Raw genomic sequence first — 14,178 nt, forward strand, 5'->3', positions numbered from 1 at the left:
CAGGGACCGGCCTCTTGCTTTTCCGGATCTTCCAACTAACTCCCAACTAATTCCGCTGGCCATCATGGTTCACCGCGTACCGGAACATTCCCGACAGCACATTGCGGCCCGTCCGCATTGACGACGGACCTTTCGCCACACCAAGGTCTTTCAGAAACGCCTCAACCGACGAGGTGGTGACCTCCAGAAGTCGGCGTTCACCGAACGCGGTGTTGAACAGTTCCGCCACCACGTCGTACCGCTCCAGCGTGCTGGAGGCCCTTCCCTGCTCCTCCAGGTACGCGCGGTACAGCTGCCACAGTTGCCGAACAGTCGTGGACTCGGACAACTCGCCACCGAGGTCCACCCGGATCGCCGACGCAGCCGCCAGCACCCCCCGACGGGATTCATCCTGCGGTTCTTGGAGCGGGCTGCATTGTGCTGGTACAGGTTAGGGCTCGAGCACGATTTTGCCGTGGGTGTGTCGGCGTTCGAGTTCGGTGTAGGCCCGGCGGACCTGTGTCAACGGGTAGACGTTCGCGATAGGAACTTCGAGGTGTCCCTCGGCGATCAGGGCGGCCAATTCGGCGAGTACCTCGGCGCCCGGCCTGGCGTTGGTTCCGGGTTCGGTCTTGACTCCGTACTTCGCGGCCGCTGCGAAATCGGCAATGGTGTCGATCCGCTCGACCGTGACACCAAGGGCAAGGGCCAGTTCGACGTACCCGCCGCCGTGGGTGTCGATGAAGGCGTCGATGCCGCCCGGTGCGGCGGCCTTGATCCGGTCGATGGCACGGTCACCGTATGCGACCGGGATCACGCCGTGGCTTTGCAGCCACTCGTGGTTGTGATGGCTCGCCAGGCCGATGACCGTGGCTCCGGCACGGCGAGCGAGCTGAACGGCGAGCGAGCCGACTCCTCCGGCTGCTGCGGAGACGACAACGGTCTCCCCCTTGTCGAGTTGCACGGAATGTACTGCCCCCCAAGCGGTCACCCCGGCGACGTACAGGCCGCCAGCCACCTCCCAAGGGACGCCGTTCGGTTTGGGTGTGAGGTTGTCGACGTCGACCAGGACCAACTCGGCCTGGGCGGCCCGCTTCTCGGAGAACCCGATCACCTCGTCGCCGACCGAGAATCGGTCGACTCCGACGCCGACCTCGGCGACAACCCCGGCGAGATCGCTGCCTTGCCCGGACGGAAACGTCGAGGGAAAGATGTCGGCCATCGCGCCGGTTCGAATGGCCGCCTCACCGGGATTGATGCCGGCCGCCTTTACCCGAACCAGGACCTGCCCGTCGTCAGGTACGGGGCGGTCGACATCGTCGACCCGCAAGACCTCGATTCCGCCGAACTCGTCGTATCTGACTGCCTTTGCCATGGTCTTTCTTGTCCTCCGATGTGTGACGCGCGGCTGATCTCGAGAACGGGAATGGTGGCGCCGGTGTGCCCGTCACCAGGGCACCGTTCCGGCGTCGTCGAAGAATCCGCCGGTCGGTCCGTCGTCGGGCAGGGTCGCGAGGCGAATCGCGATGGCCGCACCCTGTTGCGGTGTACGGACGCCGCGAAAGCCGTTGAGGTCGGTGGCGGTGAAACCGGGACAGCCGGAGTTGATCAGGATGTTGGTATCACCCAGTTCCTTGACGTATTGGATAGTGAGGGCGTTGAGGAAGGTCTTCGAGGCCAAGTAGGCGGCGGGAACCGGGCCCATGTCGATGCCGGGCGTGGTTTGCAGGGCGAGCGAGCCGACGCTGCTGGACATGTTGACGATCCGCGGTGAGGCCGAGGCGCGCAGCATCGGCAGCATCGCGTTGGTGACCCGGATGACCCCGATCACGTTGGTTTCCACGACAGCTCGCACGGTCGCGGGATCGACCGTGGTCGGTGTCTGCGGCATACCGCCGGTGATCGCGGCGTTGTTGACCAGAACATCGAGCCCTCCGGCATGGTCGGCGATCAATTCGGCCGCCGCGGCCACACTTGCGTCGTCGGTCACGTCGAGCGGCACACCGAACGCATCGGTCCCGGCCGCGCGCAGCTTCTCCACCGCAGTGTCACGGAGTTGCCGATCGCGCGCACCCACACCGATTCGCCAGCCGAGCGCGCCCAAGCCAGCGGCGATCTCGTATCCGATTCCCTTGTTCGCGCCGGTCACCAGCGCAATCGTCTGTTCACTCACACCTCCGATCCTGCTGCGGCTCCGGGTGCAGCGTCCAAGACCGATCGGGTGGGCGGCGATACCGCACGGGTATTGGTCGTGGTCATCGCCGGATACCATGACCTGGTGGAGACGCGGGAGATGCGATACTTCGTCGCCGTCGCCGAGGAGTTGCACTTCGGGCGGGCGGCACAACGGCTCGCGATCGCGCAACCACCACTATCGCGAGCCATCCAGCAGCTCGAACGGCGGCTCGGAGTCGTCCTGTTGCACCGCACCGCTCGCGCAATCATTTTGACCGAGGCCGGGGCGGTGCTGCTGCGGGAGGCCCGGACCGCGCTCGACGCGGTCGAAGCCGCCGAGCGGCGAACCCGCCGTGCCGCGGCCGACCAGCCCGGTGTGGTGCTGGCCACCAAGGCCGGAGCGGCCAGCGAACTGTTGTCGAAGCTGCTGCACGCCTACGCCGCCGAACCGGGCGCCGTGGCAGTCGAGGTGATGCTGTGCGGGCCAGGCCAGCCGGAAAGTCTGCTGCGCAACGGGCGCGCCGACGTTGCTCTGCTCCACCGGCCTTACGACACGACAGCCGGATTCGACACCGAGGATCTGCACACCGAACAGCAGGTCGTGGTCCTGCCTGCGGGTCATCCCCTCGCCAACCGGACGCATGTGCCGTTGGCCGAGGTCAACGCCCTGACGGACCTGCCCCTGCCGCGCTGGCCTGGACGGGATGGCAGCTATCCGGACGGCCGCGGCCCGCAGGTGCGCGACCATACCCAACTATTCCAACTGATCGCGCTCGGACTGGCCTGCGCGGTCGTGCCCGAGTCGCTGCGAACCCAGCTACGCGACGATCATGCCGTCGTGCCGGTGCCAGACGCACCGGCCGTCACGACCGTCATCGCTTGGCCACCACACAGCAGATCCAAAGCCGTTGCCGACCTCGTCCACACCGCAACACGCCTCTAACCGACACCACTGTTCGCCGGCCGTATCGAGCATCACCAATCTTTCGGAAAACATCCGGATTCGGCCACACGATCACTGGCGGATTTCGCTGTCCGGTGTATCCAGCGACCGACACGCCGGACGAAGAAGACTCGGGGGTCCAACTAAGTCCCAACAAATCATCTGAGCACACAGGGCCATCGAAGACATGTTCGGTTGTCGAAGATCGTTGATAGTTGACCTAACGCCTGCTCAGAGCGCCTTTCTCGCATGCTATTGACGGTCGGCGGTTGCTCGCGGTGGTCACACTCGGCGGTACCGAGAAGGTCAGGGGTTCGATTCCCCTCAGCTCCACAATCACCGCAGGTGAAGGCCGGTTCCTCGCAGAGGACCGGCCTCTTGCTTTTCCCGATCTCCGTGACTTCTGTGCCCACGTCGCATCGCTGGAAGTAGCCCTGGCGGCCGAATCGGACGGCATCACCGCACCGCCGCTGGTCCGTCACCCCGGCGACCGTTTCGTCCGTCACGTTCGAGACTCCTACGACCACCTGATATCCGAGCGCCATCGTCTCCTGCCCGTCCGCCCCGGCAACCAATAGCCTGCCCCTACTTCCCCGGCATCTCCTGCCGAGACTGGAAACTCGACGACCCTGCGGGCCAGAACCTCAACTCCGTCCGGCCCCATCCGCGACCAGATCGAACGACACGTCCACGCACAACGAGGGTCACCGTCCACTGACACGGCTGGCATGATCGCGGAGTGGACCTACGATTCGGTATTCAGTTGGCGCCGACGGTGACCGAGCTGCCTCAGCTGCGCGCGATGGCCAAGGTGGCGGACCGGGAAGGCCTGGATCTGCTCGGCATCCAGGACCACCCGTACTCCGGCGGGCTGGCCGACACCTTCGCGGTGATCGCCACCGTGTTGGCGGAAACCGAACGGCTGCGGGTGTTTCCGGATGTGGCGAGCCTGCCACTGCGCGGGCCCGCGATGCTCGGGAAGCAGGCTGCGACCTTGGATCTCCTCAGCGGCGGACGATTCGAACTCGCCTTGGGCGCGGGCGCTTTCTGGCCGGCGATCGGCGCCATGGGCGGCCCGATGCGATCGAATCCCGAAGCGCTGCAGGCGCTCGAGGAGGCCACCGCGATCATTCGGGCCATGTGGCATCCGGGAACGAAGGCGAAAGTCGAAGGCACGCAATACACCGTGAAGGGCGTGCAGTCCGGACCCGCGCCCGCGCATCCGGTCGGGATCTGGTTCGGCAGCGTCGGCCCCAAGGCCAATGCGCTCACCGGGCGCATCGCCGACGGCTGGGCGGCACCCATCCCGCACTACCTACCGTACGAGAAATGGCAAGCGACACAGGACATCATATCTGCCGCCGCCATCGACGCGGGACGTAAACCGGCCGACATCACCCGGATGGCACAACTCGTCGGAACGATTACCGACACTCCGGGGCCGGTCACACTCCGCGGCGAGGAACCGATTCGCACCGACGCTGCGGGCTGGGCCCGCATTCTGGCCGATCTCGCCACGGAAACCGGCTTCGACACCTTCGTGTACTGGCCGGAATCCACCGACGATACCCAACTCCACCGCTGGATCGGTGACGTCGTTCCTTCCACCCAAGCCCTGTGCGCCTGACCATCCAAGGTGCGCCGATTCGAGTAGGTTCGCATCAGCTCCACTCCCGAACGACCGCCCGTGACCTCGGCAGAGGTCCCGGGCGATCGTCGTTTCAGGGCTGTTGGGGATCGCGGTTGCCGACTCGAGGTCGTCCGAGCGTGATTGTCGTGCTGCGAGCCGGGCTGTGCCCCGACCCAACATCAATGGTCCATCACAACAGATTCAAGCGAGAAGCTTTTTCACAAACGGGCAGCGCGGCTTCGCGGTTGCAGGTTCACTACTCAGTGTTACTATCTACTAGTAGTCAGCGACACTGAGTAGCGCGAGGAGGTGATCCGTGGGCAAGCAGATGACGGAGCTGCTCAAGGGCACGTTGGAAGGCATTGTGCTGGCGATCCTGTCCGTGCGGTCGGCATACGGGTACGAGATCACGGCGTGGCTGCGGGACCAGGGGTTCTCCGATATCGCCGAGGGCACCATTTACGCCCTGCTGATCAGGATCGAGAAGAAGGGTCTGGTCGACGTCGAGAAGGTCGCCTCGGAGAAGGGGCCGCCGCGCAAGGTGTTCACCCTCAATGCGCAGGGGCAGGACTATCTCGACGAGTTCCGCAGGAGCTGGAACTTCCTTTCCGAACGGCTCGAACAACTCCACGAAGGCGGCAAATAGTCATGGGTATCTCGAAACTCACCGCGAAGGTGATCGGCGACCTCGGCGACAAGCGACGGTGGCGGCAGTACAAGGAGCGCGCACGACGGCTTCCGGCGAACTACCGCACGGCGATCGACGCGTTCGAGCGGTACCTGATGGTGTACGGGCCGGGCGGCAGCGTCGCCATGTTCGAGGACCTCGCCGATCTTTTCGAGCAGAGTGCGGCGGATCGCACCCCGATCCGCGAGGTCGTCGGCGACGACCCGGTGGAATTCATCGAGACGTTCGCACGGAACTACCAGGAGGACGCGTGGGTCAACCGCGAACGGAAGCGGCTGGTCGACGCCATCGAACGCGCCATGGGCGACGACACCGGCAGCTGACCATCGCAGTCTGAAGGGAGAGCAACCCCATGGGGAAGATCGTTCATGTCGTCCACCAGTCCCTGGACGGCTACATAGAAGGGCCGAACGGTGAATTCTACTGGCCCACCATGGATTCCGACGTCGACGCGTATTGGCGCGGACTCGCCGACACGGCGGGGACCTTCCTCTACGGCCGGGTCACCTGGGACTTCATGTCCGAGTACTGGCCCCGCGCCGAGCAATGCGCCTTCCATCCCGGCGATGCCGACTTCGCGCCGGTCTGGCTGGCCAAGCCGAAGGCCGTCGTATCACGCACGCTCGACACTGCGCCGTGGAATACCCGCGTGTTCGCCGACTCCGGGTCCCTGGCCGATGCGGCGGCTCGTGAGCAGGGGAACTTCCTCCTGTGTGGTGGGTCCGAACTCGCGTCGTCGTTGACTCGCGACGGATTGATCGACGAGTACCACATTTTCGTGCACCCGGTCCTGTTCGGCGGCGGCAAGCCCGTTTTCACCGATGTGAATGTCGGTGCGGCCCTGCGATTGACCGGATCGCGGGTGCTGGACGAACAAGTCACCCTGTTGCGCCACGAACGGCTCGGGGCATCGTGATTCGCCTCGACTGCGCTGCCGCTGCTAAGAACTCGACAATTTCGTGCGCGCGCCAGTGATGGAAGCGTCAAGGACCGGGGGGCGCCTATCGGTTGGATATCCAATGGGAGCTCAGGCCATGTCGAAGCTGGAGGCGAGGTTATGGGCATCATCGGCGGGGAAGTCTGCCTGTCGTCGTTCCATGTGCAGTGGTCGCCGACGGAGGAGGTGTACATCGCGCGGTCCGATCGGCATCCCGGTCTCGCCGCTCGCGATGAGTGGTCCTCCCTGGCCGCCGTCGACACCCTGATGGATCTGATCGAACATCAAGGGCAGCATGATGATTGGTCGGGGCGGCCGGCCGCGTGACACACGCGGGCCCGCCTACACCTCGATCTGTGAGCCCATGATGACCGTGCGGTTCCGGGGAAGGCCGAAGTATTCGGCGGCGTCGGCGGTGATGTGGCTGGTGGCGATGAACAGGCGTTTGCGCCAACGGGCCATGGTGGGTTCGGGGCCGGGGCGGAGTTCGATGGTGGACAGGAAATAGGAAGCCTGGGCCAAGTCCAGCGGGCCTTCGGTTTCGGCGGGGTCGAGCAATGCGAGTGCGGCTGGAACGTCGGGGGTTTCCATGTAGCCGTAGCGGGCGGTGACGTGGATGATGCCGTCTTCGCGGTAGTCCAGGTGGTCGATGATGATGCGCTGGTCGACCGGAACTCGCGGGACCGGTTCGGTTTTGATGGACAGGAATACGACCTGCTGGTGCCGTACGTGGTTGTGCTCGACGTTGGCGCGCATGGCCAGGGGAGCGGTTTCCTTGCCGCGGTTGAGGAATACCGCGGTGCCGGGGACGGTGACCGTTGCCGGTACGCCGTCCTGTAACTGGTCGATGAACACGCGCAGTGATCCTTCGCGCTGTTCACGGTCTGTGGTGACGATTTCGCGGCCGCGCTGCCAGGTGGTCATGATGGTGAACGCGGTAATGCCGATCAGCAGCGGCAGCCAGGCTCCGTGCACGAGCTTGGTGAGGTTCGCGGCGACGAACAGCAGGTCGACGATCAGCAGCGGGATCGCGCCGAGGGCAATGAGCCACATCGGTGTATGCCATCGTGCCCGTGCGACATAGAAGAACAGCAGGGTGGTGATGGTGATGGTGCCGGTCACCGCCATACCGAAGGCGAAGGCCAATGCGGCCGAGCTGCGGAAGGCGAATACCAGCGTCAGGACAGACACCATCAGCAGCCAGTTGATCCACGGCACGTAGATCTGCCCGATGGTCGATTCGGAGGTGTGCGCGATCCGCAGCCGCGGTAGGTAGCCGAGCTGGGCGGCTTGGGCGGCAACGGAATACGCGCCGGTGATCACCGCCTGTGAGGCGATGACGGTGGCCGCGGTGGCCAGCACGACCATCGGCAGTCGGCCCCAGCCGGGGACGAGCAGGAAGAACGGTGCGCCGGCATTGGCCGGGTCGTCGAGGATCAGCGCCCCCTGTCCCAGGTAGCTGAGCGCGCACGCCGGGAAGACGAGGAACAGCCAGCCACGGGTGATGGAGCGCCGGCCGAAATGCCCCATATCCGCGTAGAGCGCCTCGGCGCCGGTGACCGCGAGCACGATCGCGGCGAGTGCGAAGAACGCGATTCCGAAGTGGCCGAACAGGAATCCGAGCGCATAGGTCGGTGAGAGCGCCTTCAGGATTTCCGGATGCGCGGAGATGCCGGTGACGCCCAGTGCGCCGATGGTCACGAACCACACGATCATCACGGGTCCGAACATGCGGCCCACCGCCGCGGTGCCGCGCCGCTGTACGAGGAACAGCCCGATGATGATCACCGCCGTGATCGGCACGACCAGCTCCGCGAGCGAGGGCTGTACCACCTTCAGACCCTCGACGGCCGACAGCACCGAGATCGCCGGGGTGATCATGCTGTCGCCGAAGAACAGTGACGCACCGAAGATTCCGAGCGCCGACAGCGCGAGCGCCGTGCGCCGCCCGCCCGGCGCGACCCAGCGCCGCAGCAGCGTGATGAGCGCCATGATGCCGCCCTCACCCTCGTTGTCGGCGCGCATCGCCAGCAGGACGTAGGTGACGGTGACGATGATCATGACCGACCAGAACACCAGCGACACGACACCGAACACGTTGTCCCGGCTCACCGGAACCGGATGCGGGTCACCGGGATCGAACACCGTTTGCAGGGTGTAGATCGGGCTGGTGCCGATATCGCCGAACACCACACCGAGCGCACCGACCACGACCGCCAGCCGGGCCGTGTCGTGCGCGGCGGACATGCCCGGTGTCGACTGCGGCGCGGGGGTGTCACCCGTTGTCCCCGTAGGTCGCTGCTCGGTCACAGTGGTACCTCCTCCGAGCGGGCGGCCGTGCGGATGCCCGCGAATCGTGCCGGACGTTACCGGCTCGCGGGCACGACGTCCGACACGCCCTTATTCCAGCGCGGCGGTGACCACTGCAACGGCCGAAACGGATGTCGGCCAACGCGACCGTGGTGCCACGGTCAAGCTCGAGACGTCGCGGCAAGCCCTCCCGCCCTGATGCGGCGCAAGCTCCGCACTCGGCCGGCGGCTCTTCCCAGGACCGAGCGATGCTCTGCAGGTCGGCCACCATTGTGAGGAGTCCTGCTTGCGGCGGTGTTCGACAGTGCTCGTGCGACCGCCTCGCCCCGGTCGGTCAGCCGCAGCGGCCCGGGAATCGTCAGGGGCTCGTCCCAACTGCCGTGGTCATCTGTGGCGAGGAGTCCATGCGCCGCGATCAGGCGGAGAGCCGATGCCAGATCCACGCCCTGCGCCGGCACGAATCTCTGCAGCAGCGCTGTATTGCAACCGGATTCGGAAAGCATGTCGAGGATCTCGACGACGTGGCAATGGGTTGCCAGCTCGTCGAGCAGCATCGGGTCATCATGATCGCCGACCACTCGAACCATCTCCTCGTTGCCCGGAAATACTCCGGACGGAAGATGGAAGTTAGGCGCGTTCGGGCGGTGGCAACAGCTGCTTTGACGCACCCTTGGCGCTGTCGACCTGGTTCTTTGCAGGATCTATACGACCTGATGACGAAGCCGCCGCGGCCCTTTCGGGATCGCGGCGGCTCCTGTCCTCGGCGCACCCGTGACATGCCGGTGACGGGCTGCGCCGGAGGTCGGTCAGCGCTGGCCGGGCTTGTGGCCGTGGTTCGCCTTCTTCTTGCGGCGGGCGCGCTTCTTACCGGCTCGTTTGGACACGTATTCCTCCCGGAGGATCCCTGACCGGGTCAGGCGGTGTGGGTGAGCTGGTTGCTCCATGCGGCGAGCCGGGTGCGGGCACGCGAATTACGCACCAGCGCTGCAGCTTTCGTAGGCTCCGTGCCCTCGTAGTAGCCGCCGTTCATGACCGGCGTGCTGGGTGTGGCCAGCTGCACCAGTAGGGCTGCGGCGCTGTCGAGCGGCGCGGTGCGGTGGCTGCGCAGGCGCGGCAGGTCGATCTCGAAGTCGGCCGGATGCACGCTGACCGAGGTCAGTCCGTCCGGCCCGGTTTCGGCCAGGGAGCGGCTGAACATGGTCAGCGCCAGCTTCGACTGCGCGTAGATCGCGAATGGGGTGTAGATACCGCGATTGCGGTCCAGATCGGAGTAGTCGATATTCCCGGCGGCATGCAGCCTCGACGTGACAGCGACGACCCGCCCCCGGGCCGCTCCGAGCGCGGGAATCAGCGCCATGGTCAGGCGGTGCGGCGCGAGATAGTTGACCTGGAACGTCATTTCATGCCCGTCCTCGGTGTGAGTGCGCGCATCGGGAGCCGCGATGGACGCGACATTGATCAGCGCGTCCAGACGAGTGAACTCCGCAGCCAGTGTGCGGCCGAGTTCGTCGACCTCGGCCAGGCGGGTGAAATCGGCCTGCACCATGCGAACCTGGCCGGGCTCGGCCGTGGCCTGCAACCGCTGCATCGTCTCGTCGGCGTGGTTCTTGTCCAGAATGTGCGCGATGACGGTATCGCCGTCGGCGATCACCCGCTGCGCCGTCGCGAAACCAAGGCGCGTATCGGCCCCGGTCACGAGGACGGTACGGGCACTGGACAGGGTTGCGGACATAGCTCTCCGATCAATGAAGGGGTGGCCCGCGCCGAGGCGCGGAAGCACACGAGAAGTTCGCGATGACACTCGCGGAAAGGTGTGGAACGTCGCACTGACACTGGCGACACCGCGGCGCAGATACGCTGCGCCGCAAGGAATATGGCGAACCAGCTAGGCCGGACTCGGCGGCTCGTCCTCACTCTGGAAGCCGAAGAGCTCCAAAGCGGACGGCACGCGCTCGACTCGGTACCGGGCAACGTCGACAGCAACGCGCAGGGCGCGACGAAGGCCGACGATTGCAGTCACACGTGGGATATCACCCCATCAAGCAACCCCAGGCAATACGTCCGCGCCCGGTTTGACGAATCTTTGACACCACCATCGTGCTCGTTGCTTGCCCATTCCTCGAGACGGCTACGGCCAAGTACCCTACGCGGTACCCTACGTTTATGAAGGCCAAGACGAGCGTGTACCTCGATCCCGAGCAGGCTGCCCGCCTGAAGGAGGCCGCCGAGGCCTCGGGGCGGTCGGAGGCCGACCTCATCCGGGAGGGTATCGACCTGGTACTGCTGCGGGCGCATAGGGTCCGCCGCACCCGTCCGTGGCCCTGGTTCGATTCCGGTGATCCTCGGTTCGCTGCCAACAGCGAGGAAATGCTCGGGGAGGCATACGGCGAGTGAGCTTCTTCATCGCTGACACCTCGGCCATCATCGCCGCCTACGACCGCGCCGCGGAACTGCACGAGCGGGCCCGTGAATACCTCGCCACCTCCGTGGCCGTCGTCTCGCCGCTCGTCCTCGACGAGATCGATCATTTGCTGATCGCACGATTCGGAAAAGATCGTCGGACAGCCGATCTCGTACTCGACGACCTGCTCACCTCGGCAGAGGAGGGTGCGGTGCTCGTTCCGGCCGTCGACCGGGATGACCTCCGGGTCGCCCAGAAGATCATCGAACAGTACCGCGGCCTCCGGCTCGATTTGGCCGATGCGGTCAATGTCGTGCTCGCCGAGCGCTACCTCACCAACGACATACTGACGTTGGATGAGAAGGACTTTCGCGCCGTCCGGCCCTTGACGCCCGCTCATCCATCGTTCCGACTCCTGCTTCAGGGCGATTGAACCGCCGATAGCCATCGGTGAAAATGGACAGCGTCGCCTTGTACCGATATCGCTGAGAAGAGCGCTGAATGTGGTTGCAGCTGGTTCTCATCGCGCTGCTGGGCATTGCGGTGATTACTGTGTCGCGGCGGTTGTGGCCCGCCCGCAATCGAGGACTGAGCGCCGACGCCGCCGACAGTGACAATGACCCCGCCCATGAGTGGGGCGGACTGGCCGGTCTAGTGGTTGCAGGGTTCCAACGCTTCGTAACCCCGAGAGTATGGCCACGGATCCAGCAACGACTGGACAGCCAGCGGGAGCGGCGGGAGCGGCGGCGACGTTGAACCTCCTGGCCCCTCGGCATGGATCGGTCGAATCGGGTGGGTGGTGAATCCTTTTCGCGGTTGGTTGCTCTTATGGGGGTGCGGGCATCCGGGTCGGCACGTAGAGGAAGGGTTCTCATGACCGTAGTGGTCGTTGCCGTGGTTGTTGCGGCTGTGTCGGTTTGTAGTTGTGTGCTGTTCCTGCGTAATCGGAAGCGGTCGCGTGGGTAGGGGCACGCCGGCCTCGTGGCCTGCGGCGGACATTGTGGTGGCGGCCCAGGGCGGGGATGAGGCGTCGATTGCGGCGTTGGTTTCCGGTGCGCATCCGCATGTGCGGCGGTTCGCGTATTCGCTGTGCGCGAGTAGCCAGGATGCCGAGGATGCGGCGCAGGAGGCGATGATCGTGCTGTATCGCAAGATCGGAACCCTGCGGGCCACGGGTGCGCTGGCCTCCTGGATGTTTCGGATCGTGCGCAACGAATGCTTGCGGCGAGTCGCGGACATGGCCCGGCGCTCCGAAACGAGTGCCGAGGCGTGCACCGCTTCGGCCGAGGACGACGTGCTGGCCCGGCTGGAGATCGAGCGGGTGGCCGCGGCCATCGCGGCCTTGCCCGCCGATCAGCGCCGGGTACTGATCATGCGTGACGTTCAGGGCCTGCCGGGAAGTGTGGTGGCCGAATCGGTCGGGCTGAGCACGGCGGCGATGAAGTCTCGGCTGCACCGTGCCCGCACCACCGTGCGCTCCGAACTGGATGCCTGGAAGGAGGCGGCAGCGGAATGACCAGTCGTCTCACCTCCGGTGAGAAGTCTTTCGCCAGCAAGTCCGTTCCTGCCCATCTGGCGCGTGGAGTCATCGGATTCGGGCTGCTCGCCGGATCGGTCGCCCTGGCACCGGTTTTCGGCATACTGAGTCTGCTACTGCTGCCGATCGGTGTCCTGGCCCTGCGCGGCTGTCCCATGTGCTGGGCGATCGGCCTGATGCAGACGATCTCACGAGGCCGCCTGCAACGCTCCTGCACCGACGACGCCTGCCACCTGACCCGCGTCGAAGGGAGCGTCAGGCGCGGGCCGCGCGCACCGACACGGTGATCGCGGCCGCGCCCACGATCGCGCCGGCGGCGATGAGAGCCGTTGCGGCCCAGCCTAACCAGCTCACCGCTGCCGCGCCGAACGCGGTCCCCGCACTGCCGCCGACGAAGTACACCAGCATGTACGCGCTGTTGAAGCGAGCTGTCGCGGCCGGATCGATGGCGAGCACGGTGCTCTGGTTGGCGACCTGCGCGGCGAACAATCCGGCATCGAACAGGCCCAGGCACGCCACCGTGACAACGGTATTCGACAGGCTCGTCGCGAGAATCACGGTCGCGGCGGCCGCGAGCCCGAGCCCGGCCAGGATCACCCGGCGTGCCCCGACCCGATCGGTCCAGGCCCCAGCGACCCGTGTCGCCACGATGCCGAGCAGTCCGGCGCAGGCGTAAAGCCCGATGCGCTCGGCGGAATACGAGAACGGCGGTTCCGACAGGGCCACCGCCACTCCGGCCCACACCGCACAGAAGGCGAAGAACCACAACGCACCTCGCCCAGCCGCCAGCCGCAACACCGGGAACCGCGCGTACAGCGCCGGCAGTCCACGCAGCAGCCCCAGGTAGCTGGTGCCGGCGTTCCCGGTTTCGGCGGGCAGCACCGCGCGCGCCGCGACCGCCACCACCGCGCAGGCCGCCGCCAGCAGAAGCAGCATGCCGCGCCACCCGATGGCATCGGCCAGCCACCCGCCCACGATGCGCCCCAATAGAATTCCCGCCGAGATCCCCGCCGTGACCGCGCCCAGCACGGTCGCCCGCCGCGCCGGTTCCGCGAATCGGCCTGCCACCGAACTCAATTGGGCCCCGACCGTGGAGCCGGCCCCGATCACGCCGATGGCGAGGCCGAGCAGCCATGGTGACCCCACCGCCGCCGCCCCGGCCAGCGCGACCCCCAGCGCCCAGAACTGCACCGCCACCACCGTCCGCGGCGCCACCCGATCCACCAGCGGCACCAGCAGCGCGAGCCCCACCATGTACCCCACCGGCCCGCACGCCAACGCTCCCCCGACCTCGGCGAGCGACGCCCCGAACGACCGGGCCACCGCCGCGATGGCCGGTTGCAGCGGATAGATGCCGGCAGTCCCCAACGCGGCCGCGACGGCCATGAACCACACCACCGGCGTCCGCAGGCCCGTAACCCGTTCAACCGCAATCAGTTCCGTTTCCATACTCCCGACGCTACGAACACCCCACCCGTGCGGCTGGCGAGAATCAGACAGCACCGTCAGGCCGGCAGCGGCGTGACGGCGGTGCGTCAGCGCATTCCTTTTACTCCGGTGCGGGGGTGTCTGTTTCGC

General features: G+C 66.0%; 18 protein-coding genes. 11 read left to right on the top strand and 7 right to left on the bottom strand.

Going from position 1 to position 14,178, the window contains the following annotated elements:
- Positions 1 to 46: 46 nt before the first annotated feature.
- From ACFXIV_RS10030 to ACFXIV_RS10040, 3 genes are all read right to left on the bottom strand, one after another.
- On the bottom strand, positions 47 to 373 hold the full coding sequence (locus ACFXIV_RS10030; protein ID WP_379397438.1) for a hypothetical protein: 327 nt from the start codon (positions 371 to 373) through the stop codon (positions 47 to 49).
- Positions 374 to 430: 57 nt separating this feature from the next.
- Complete coding sequence (locus ACFXIV_RS10035; protein ID WP_379397436.1) at positions 431 to 1,354, bottom strand: NADP-dependent oxidoreductase; 924 nt, start codon at positions 1,352 to 1,354, stop codon at positions 431 to 433.
- A gap of 72 nt (positions 1,355 to 1,426) precedes the next feature.
- Positions 1,427 to 2,152: an SDR family oxidoreductase gene (locus ACFXIV_RS10040; protein WP_379397434.1), complete on the bottom strand. Its 726-nt coding sequence runs from the start codon at positions 2,150 to 2,152 to the stop codon at positions 1,427 to 1,429.
- A 48-nt stretch (positions 2,153 to 2,200) separates the two neighbouring features.
- Between ACFXIV_RS10040 and ACFXIV_RS10045 the strand changes: the two genes are divergently transcribed.
- From ACFXIV_RS10045 to ACFXIV_RS10075, 7 genes are all read left to right on the top strand, one after another.
- Positions 2,201 to 3,097, top strand: a complete 897-nt coding sequence (locus tag ACFXIV_RS10045) for a LysR family transcriptional regulator (RefSeq protein WP_379397432.1) — start codon at positions 2,201 to 2,203, stop codon at positions 3,095 to 3,097.
- Between the two features lie 269 nt (positions 3,098 to 3,366).
- Positions 3,367 to 3,675, top strand: coding sequence for a hypothetical protein (locus ACFXIV_RS10050; protein WP_379397430.1), 309 nt, complete (start codon positions 3,367 to 3,369; stop codon positions 3,673 to 3,675).
- 161 nt (positions 3,676 to 3,836) lie between these two features.
- Positions 3,837 to 4,724 carry an LLM class flavin-dependent oxidoreductase gene (locus tag ACFXIV_RS10055; RefSeq protein WP_379397428.1) on the top strand — a complete coding sequence of 296 codons (888 nt, stop codon included), beginning with the start codon at positions 3,837 to 3,839 and terminating at the stop codon, positions 4,722 to 4,724.
- Between the two features lie 319 nt (positions 4,725 to 5,043).
- A complete protein-coding gene (locus ACFXIV_RS10060; RefSeq protein ID WP_379387362.1) occupies positions 5,044 to 5,373 on the top strand; it encodes a PadR family transcriptional regulator in 330 nt (109 codons plus the stop codon).
- A 2-nt stretch (positions 5,374 to 5,375) separates the two neighbouring features.
- A complete protein-coding gene (locus tag ACFXIV_RS10065; protein ID WP_379397426.1) occupies positions 5,376 to 5,738 on the top strand; it encodes a DUF1048 domain-containing protein in 363 nt (120 codons plus the stop codon).
- 29 nt (positions 5,739 to 5,767) lie between these two features.
- Entirely contained in the window at positions 5,768 to 6,331 is a 564-nt protein-coding gene (locus tag ACFXIV_RS10070; RefSeq protein WP_379397424.1) for a dihydrofolate reductase family protein, read from the top strand.
- A 141-nt stretch (positions 6,332 to 6,472) separates the two neighbouring features.
- Positions 6,473 to 6,679 (top strand): hypothetical protein, encoded by a 207-nt coding sequence (locus tag ACFXIV_RS10075; RefSeq protein ID WP_379397422.1) that lies wholly within the window; start codon positions 6,473 to 6,475, stop codon positions 6,677 to 6,679.
- A gap of 15 nt (positions 6,680 to 6,694) precedes the next feature.
- Here the strand turns inward: ACFXIV_RS10075 and ACFXIV_RS10080 are convergent, their stop codons facing one another.
- The 3 genes from ACFXIV_RS10080 to ACFXIV_RS10090 all read right to left on the bottom strand — a co-directional run bounded on the left by ACFXIV_RS10080 (position 6,695) and on the right by ACFXIV_RS10090 (position 10,394).
- Positions 6,695 to 8,599, bottom strand: coding sequence for a potassium transporter Kup (locus ACFXIV_RS10080; RefSeq protein WP_379397737.1), 1,905 nt, complete (start codon positions 8,597 to 8,599; stop codon positions 6,695 to 6,697).
- Between the two features lie 224 nt (positions 8,600 to 8,823).
- Entirely contained in the window at positions 8,824 to 9,240 is a 417-nt protein-coding gene (locus tag ACFXIV_RS10085; protein WP_379397420.1) for a hypothetical protein, read from the bottom strand.
- Between the two features lie 335 nt (positions 9,241 to 9,575).
- A complete protein-coding gene (locus tag ACFXIV_RS10090) occupies positions 9,576 to 10,394 on the bottom strand; it encodes an SDR family NAD(P)-dependent oxidoreductase (protein WP_379397418.1) in 819 nt (272 codons plus the stop codon).
- A gap of 431 nt (positions 10,395 to 10,825) precedes the next feature.
- On the opposite strand from ACFXIV_RS10090, the gene ACFXIV_RS10095 reads away from it, so the two are divergent.
- From ACFXIV_RS10095 to ACFXIV_RS10110, 4 genes are all read left to right on the top strand, one after another.
- Positions 10,826 to 11,056, top strand: coding sequence for a ribbon-helix-helix domain-containing protein (locus tag ACFXIV_RS10095; protein WP_379397416.1), 231 nt, complete (start codon positions 10,826 to 10,828; stop codon positions 11,054 to 11,056).
- Positions 11,053 to 11,496 (top strand): PIN domain-containing protein, encoded by a 444-nt coding sequence (locus tag ACFXIV_RS10100; protein WP_379397414.1) that lies wholly within the window; start codon positions 11,053 to 11,055, stop codon positions 11,494 to 11,496. The genes ACFXIV_RS10095 and ACFXIV_RS10100 overlap by 4 nt, the downstream gene beginning before the upstream one ends.
- A gap of 525 nt (positions 11,497 to 12,021) precedes the next feature.
- Positions 12,022 to 12,579 carry an RNA polymerase sigma factor gene (locus tag ACFXIV_RS10105; protein WP_379397412.1) on the top strand — a complete coding sequence of 186 codons (558 nt, stop codon included), beginning with the start codon at positions 12,022 to 12,024 and terminating at the stop codon, positions 12,577 to 12,579.
- Entirely contained in the window at positions 12,576 to 12,887 is a 312-nt protein-coding gene (locus tag ACFXIV_RS10110; protein WP_379397410.1) for a hypothetical protein, read from the top strand. The genes ACFXIV_RS10105 and ACFXIV_RS10110 overlap by 4 nt, the downstream gene beginning before the upstream one ends.
- Here ACFXIV_RS10110 and ACFXIV_RS10115 read toward each other — a convergent pair.
- The gene (locus tag ACFXIV_RS10115; protein ID WP_379397408.1) at positions 12,856 to 14,049 is read right to left on the bottom strand and encodes an MFS transporter; all 1,194 of its coding nucleotides are present in this window, start codon (positions 14,047 to 14,049) and stop codon (positions 12,856 to 12,858) included. The two genes, ACFXIV_RS10110 and ACFXIV_RS10115, sit on opposite strands and share 32 nt — an antisense overlap.
- Positions 14,050 to 14,178 lie beyond the last annotated feature (129 nt).

Origin of the sequence: Nocardia sp. NPDC059236, assembly GCF_042754085.1 — a bacterium.
Classification (GTDB): Bacteria; Actinomycetota; Actinomycetes; order Mycobacteriales; family Mycobacteriaceae; genus Nocardia.

Bases quoted from the DNA above. Each gene is read 5' to 3' on its own strand.
- ACFXIV_RS10070 (WP_379397424.1), top strand. From the start codon at position 5,768: ATGGGGAAGATCGTTCATGTCGTCCACCAGTCCCTGGACGGCTACATA.
- ACFXIV_RS10065 (WP_379397426.1), top strand. From the start codon at position 5,376: ATGGGTATCTCGAAACTCACCGCGAAGGTGATCGGCGACCTCGGCGAC.
- ACFXIV_RS10075 (WP_379397422.1), top strand. From the start codon at position 6,473: ATGGGCATCATCGGCGGGGAAGTCTGCCTGTCGTCGTTCCATGTGCAG.
- ACFXIV_RS10080 (WP_379397737.1), bottom strand. From the start codon at position 8,599: ATGTCCGCCGCGCACGACACGGCCCGGCTGGCGGTCGTGGTCGGTGCG.
- ACFXIV_RS10115 (WP_379397408.1), bottom strand. From the start codon at position 14,049: ATGGAAACGGAACTGATTGCGGTTGAACGGGTTACGGGCCTGCGGACG.
- ACFXIV_RS10090 (WP_379397418.1), bottom strand. From the start codon at position 10,394: ATGTCCGCAACCCTGTCCAGTGCCCGTACCGTCCTCGTGACCGGGGCC.
- ACFXIV_RS10035 (WP_379397436.1), bottom strand. From the start codon at position 1,354: ATGGCAAAGGCAGTCAGATACGACGAGTTCGGCGGAATCGAGGTCTTG.
- ACFXIV_RS10095 (WP_379397416.1), top strand. From the start codon at position 10,826: ATGAAGGCCAAGACGAGCGTGTACCTCGATCCCGAGCAGGCTGCCCGC.
- ACFXIV_RS10110 (WP_379397410.1), top strand. From the start codon at position 12,576: ATGACCAGTCGTCTCACCTCCGGTGAGAAGTCTTTCGCCAGCAAGTCC.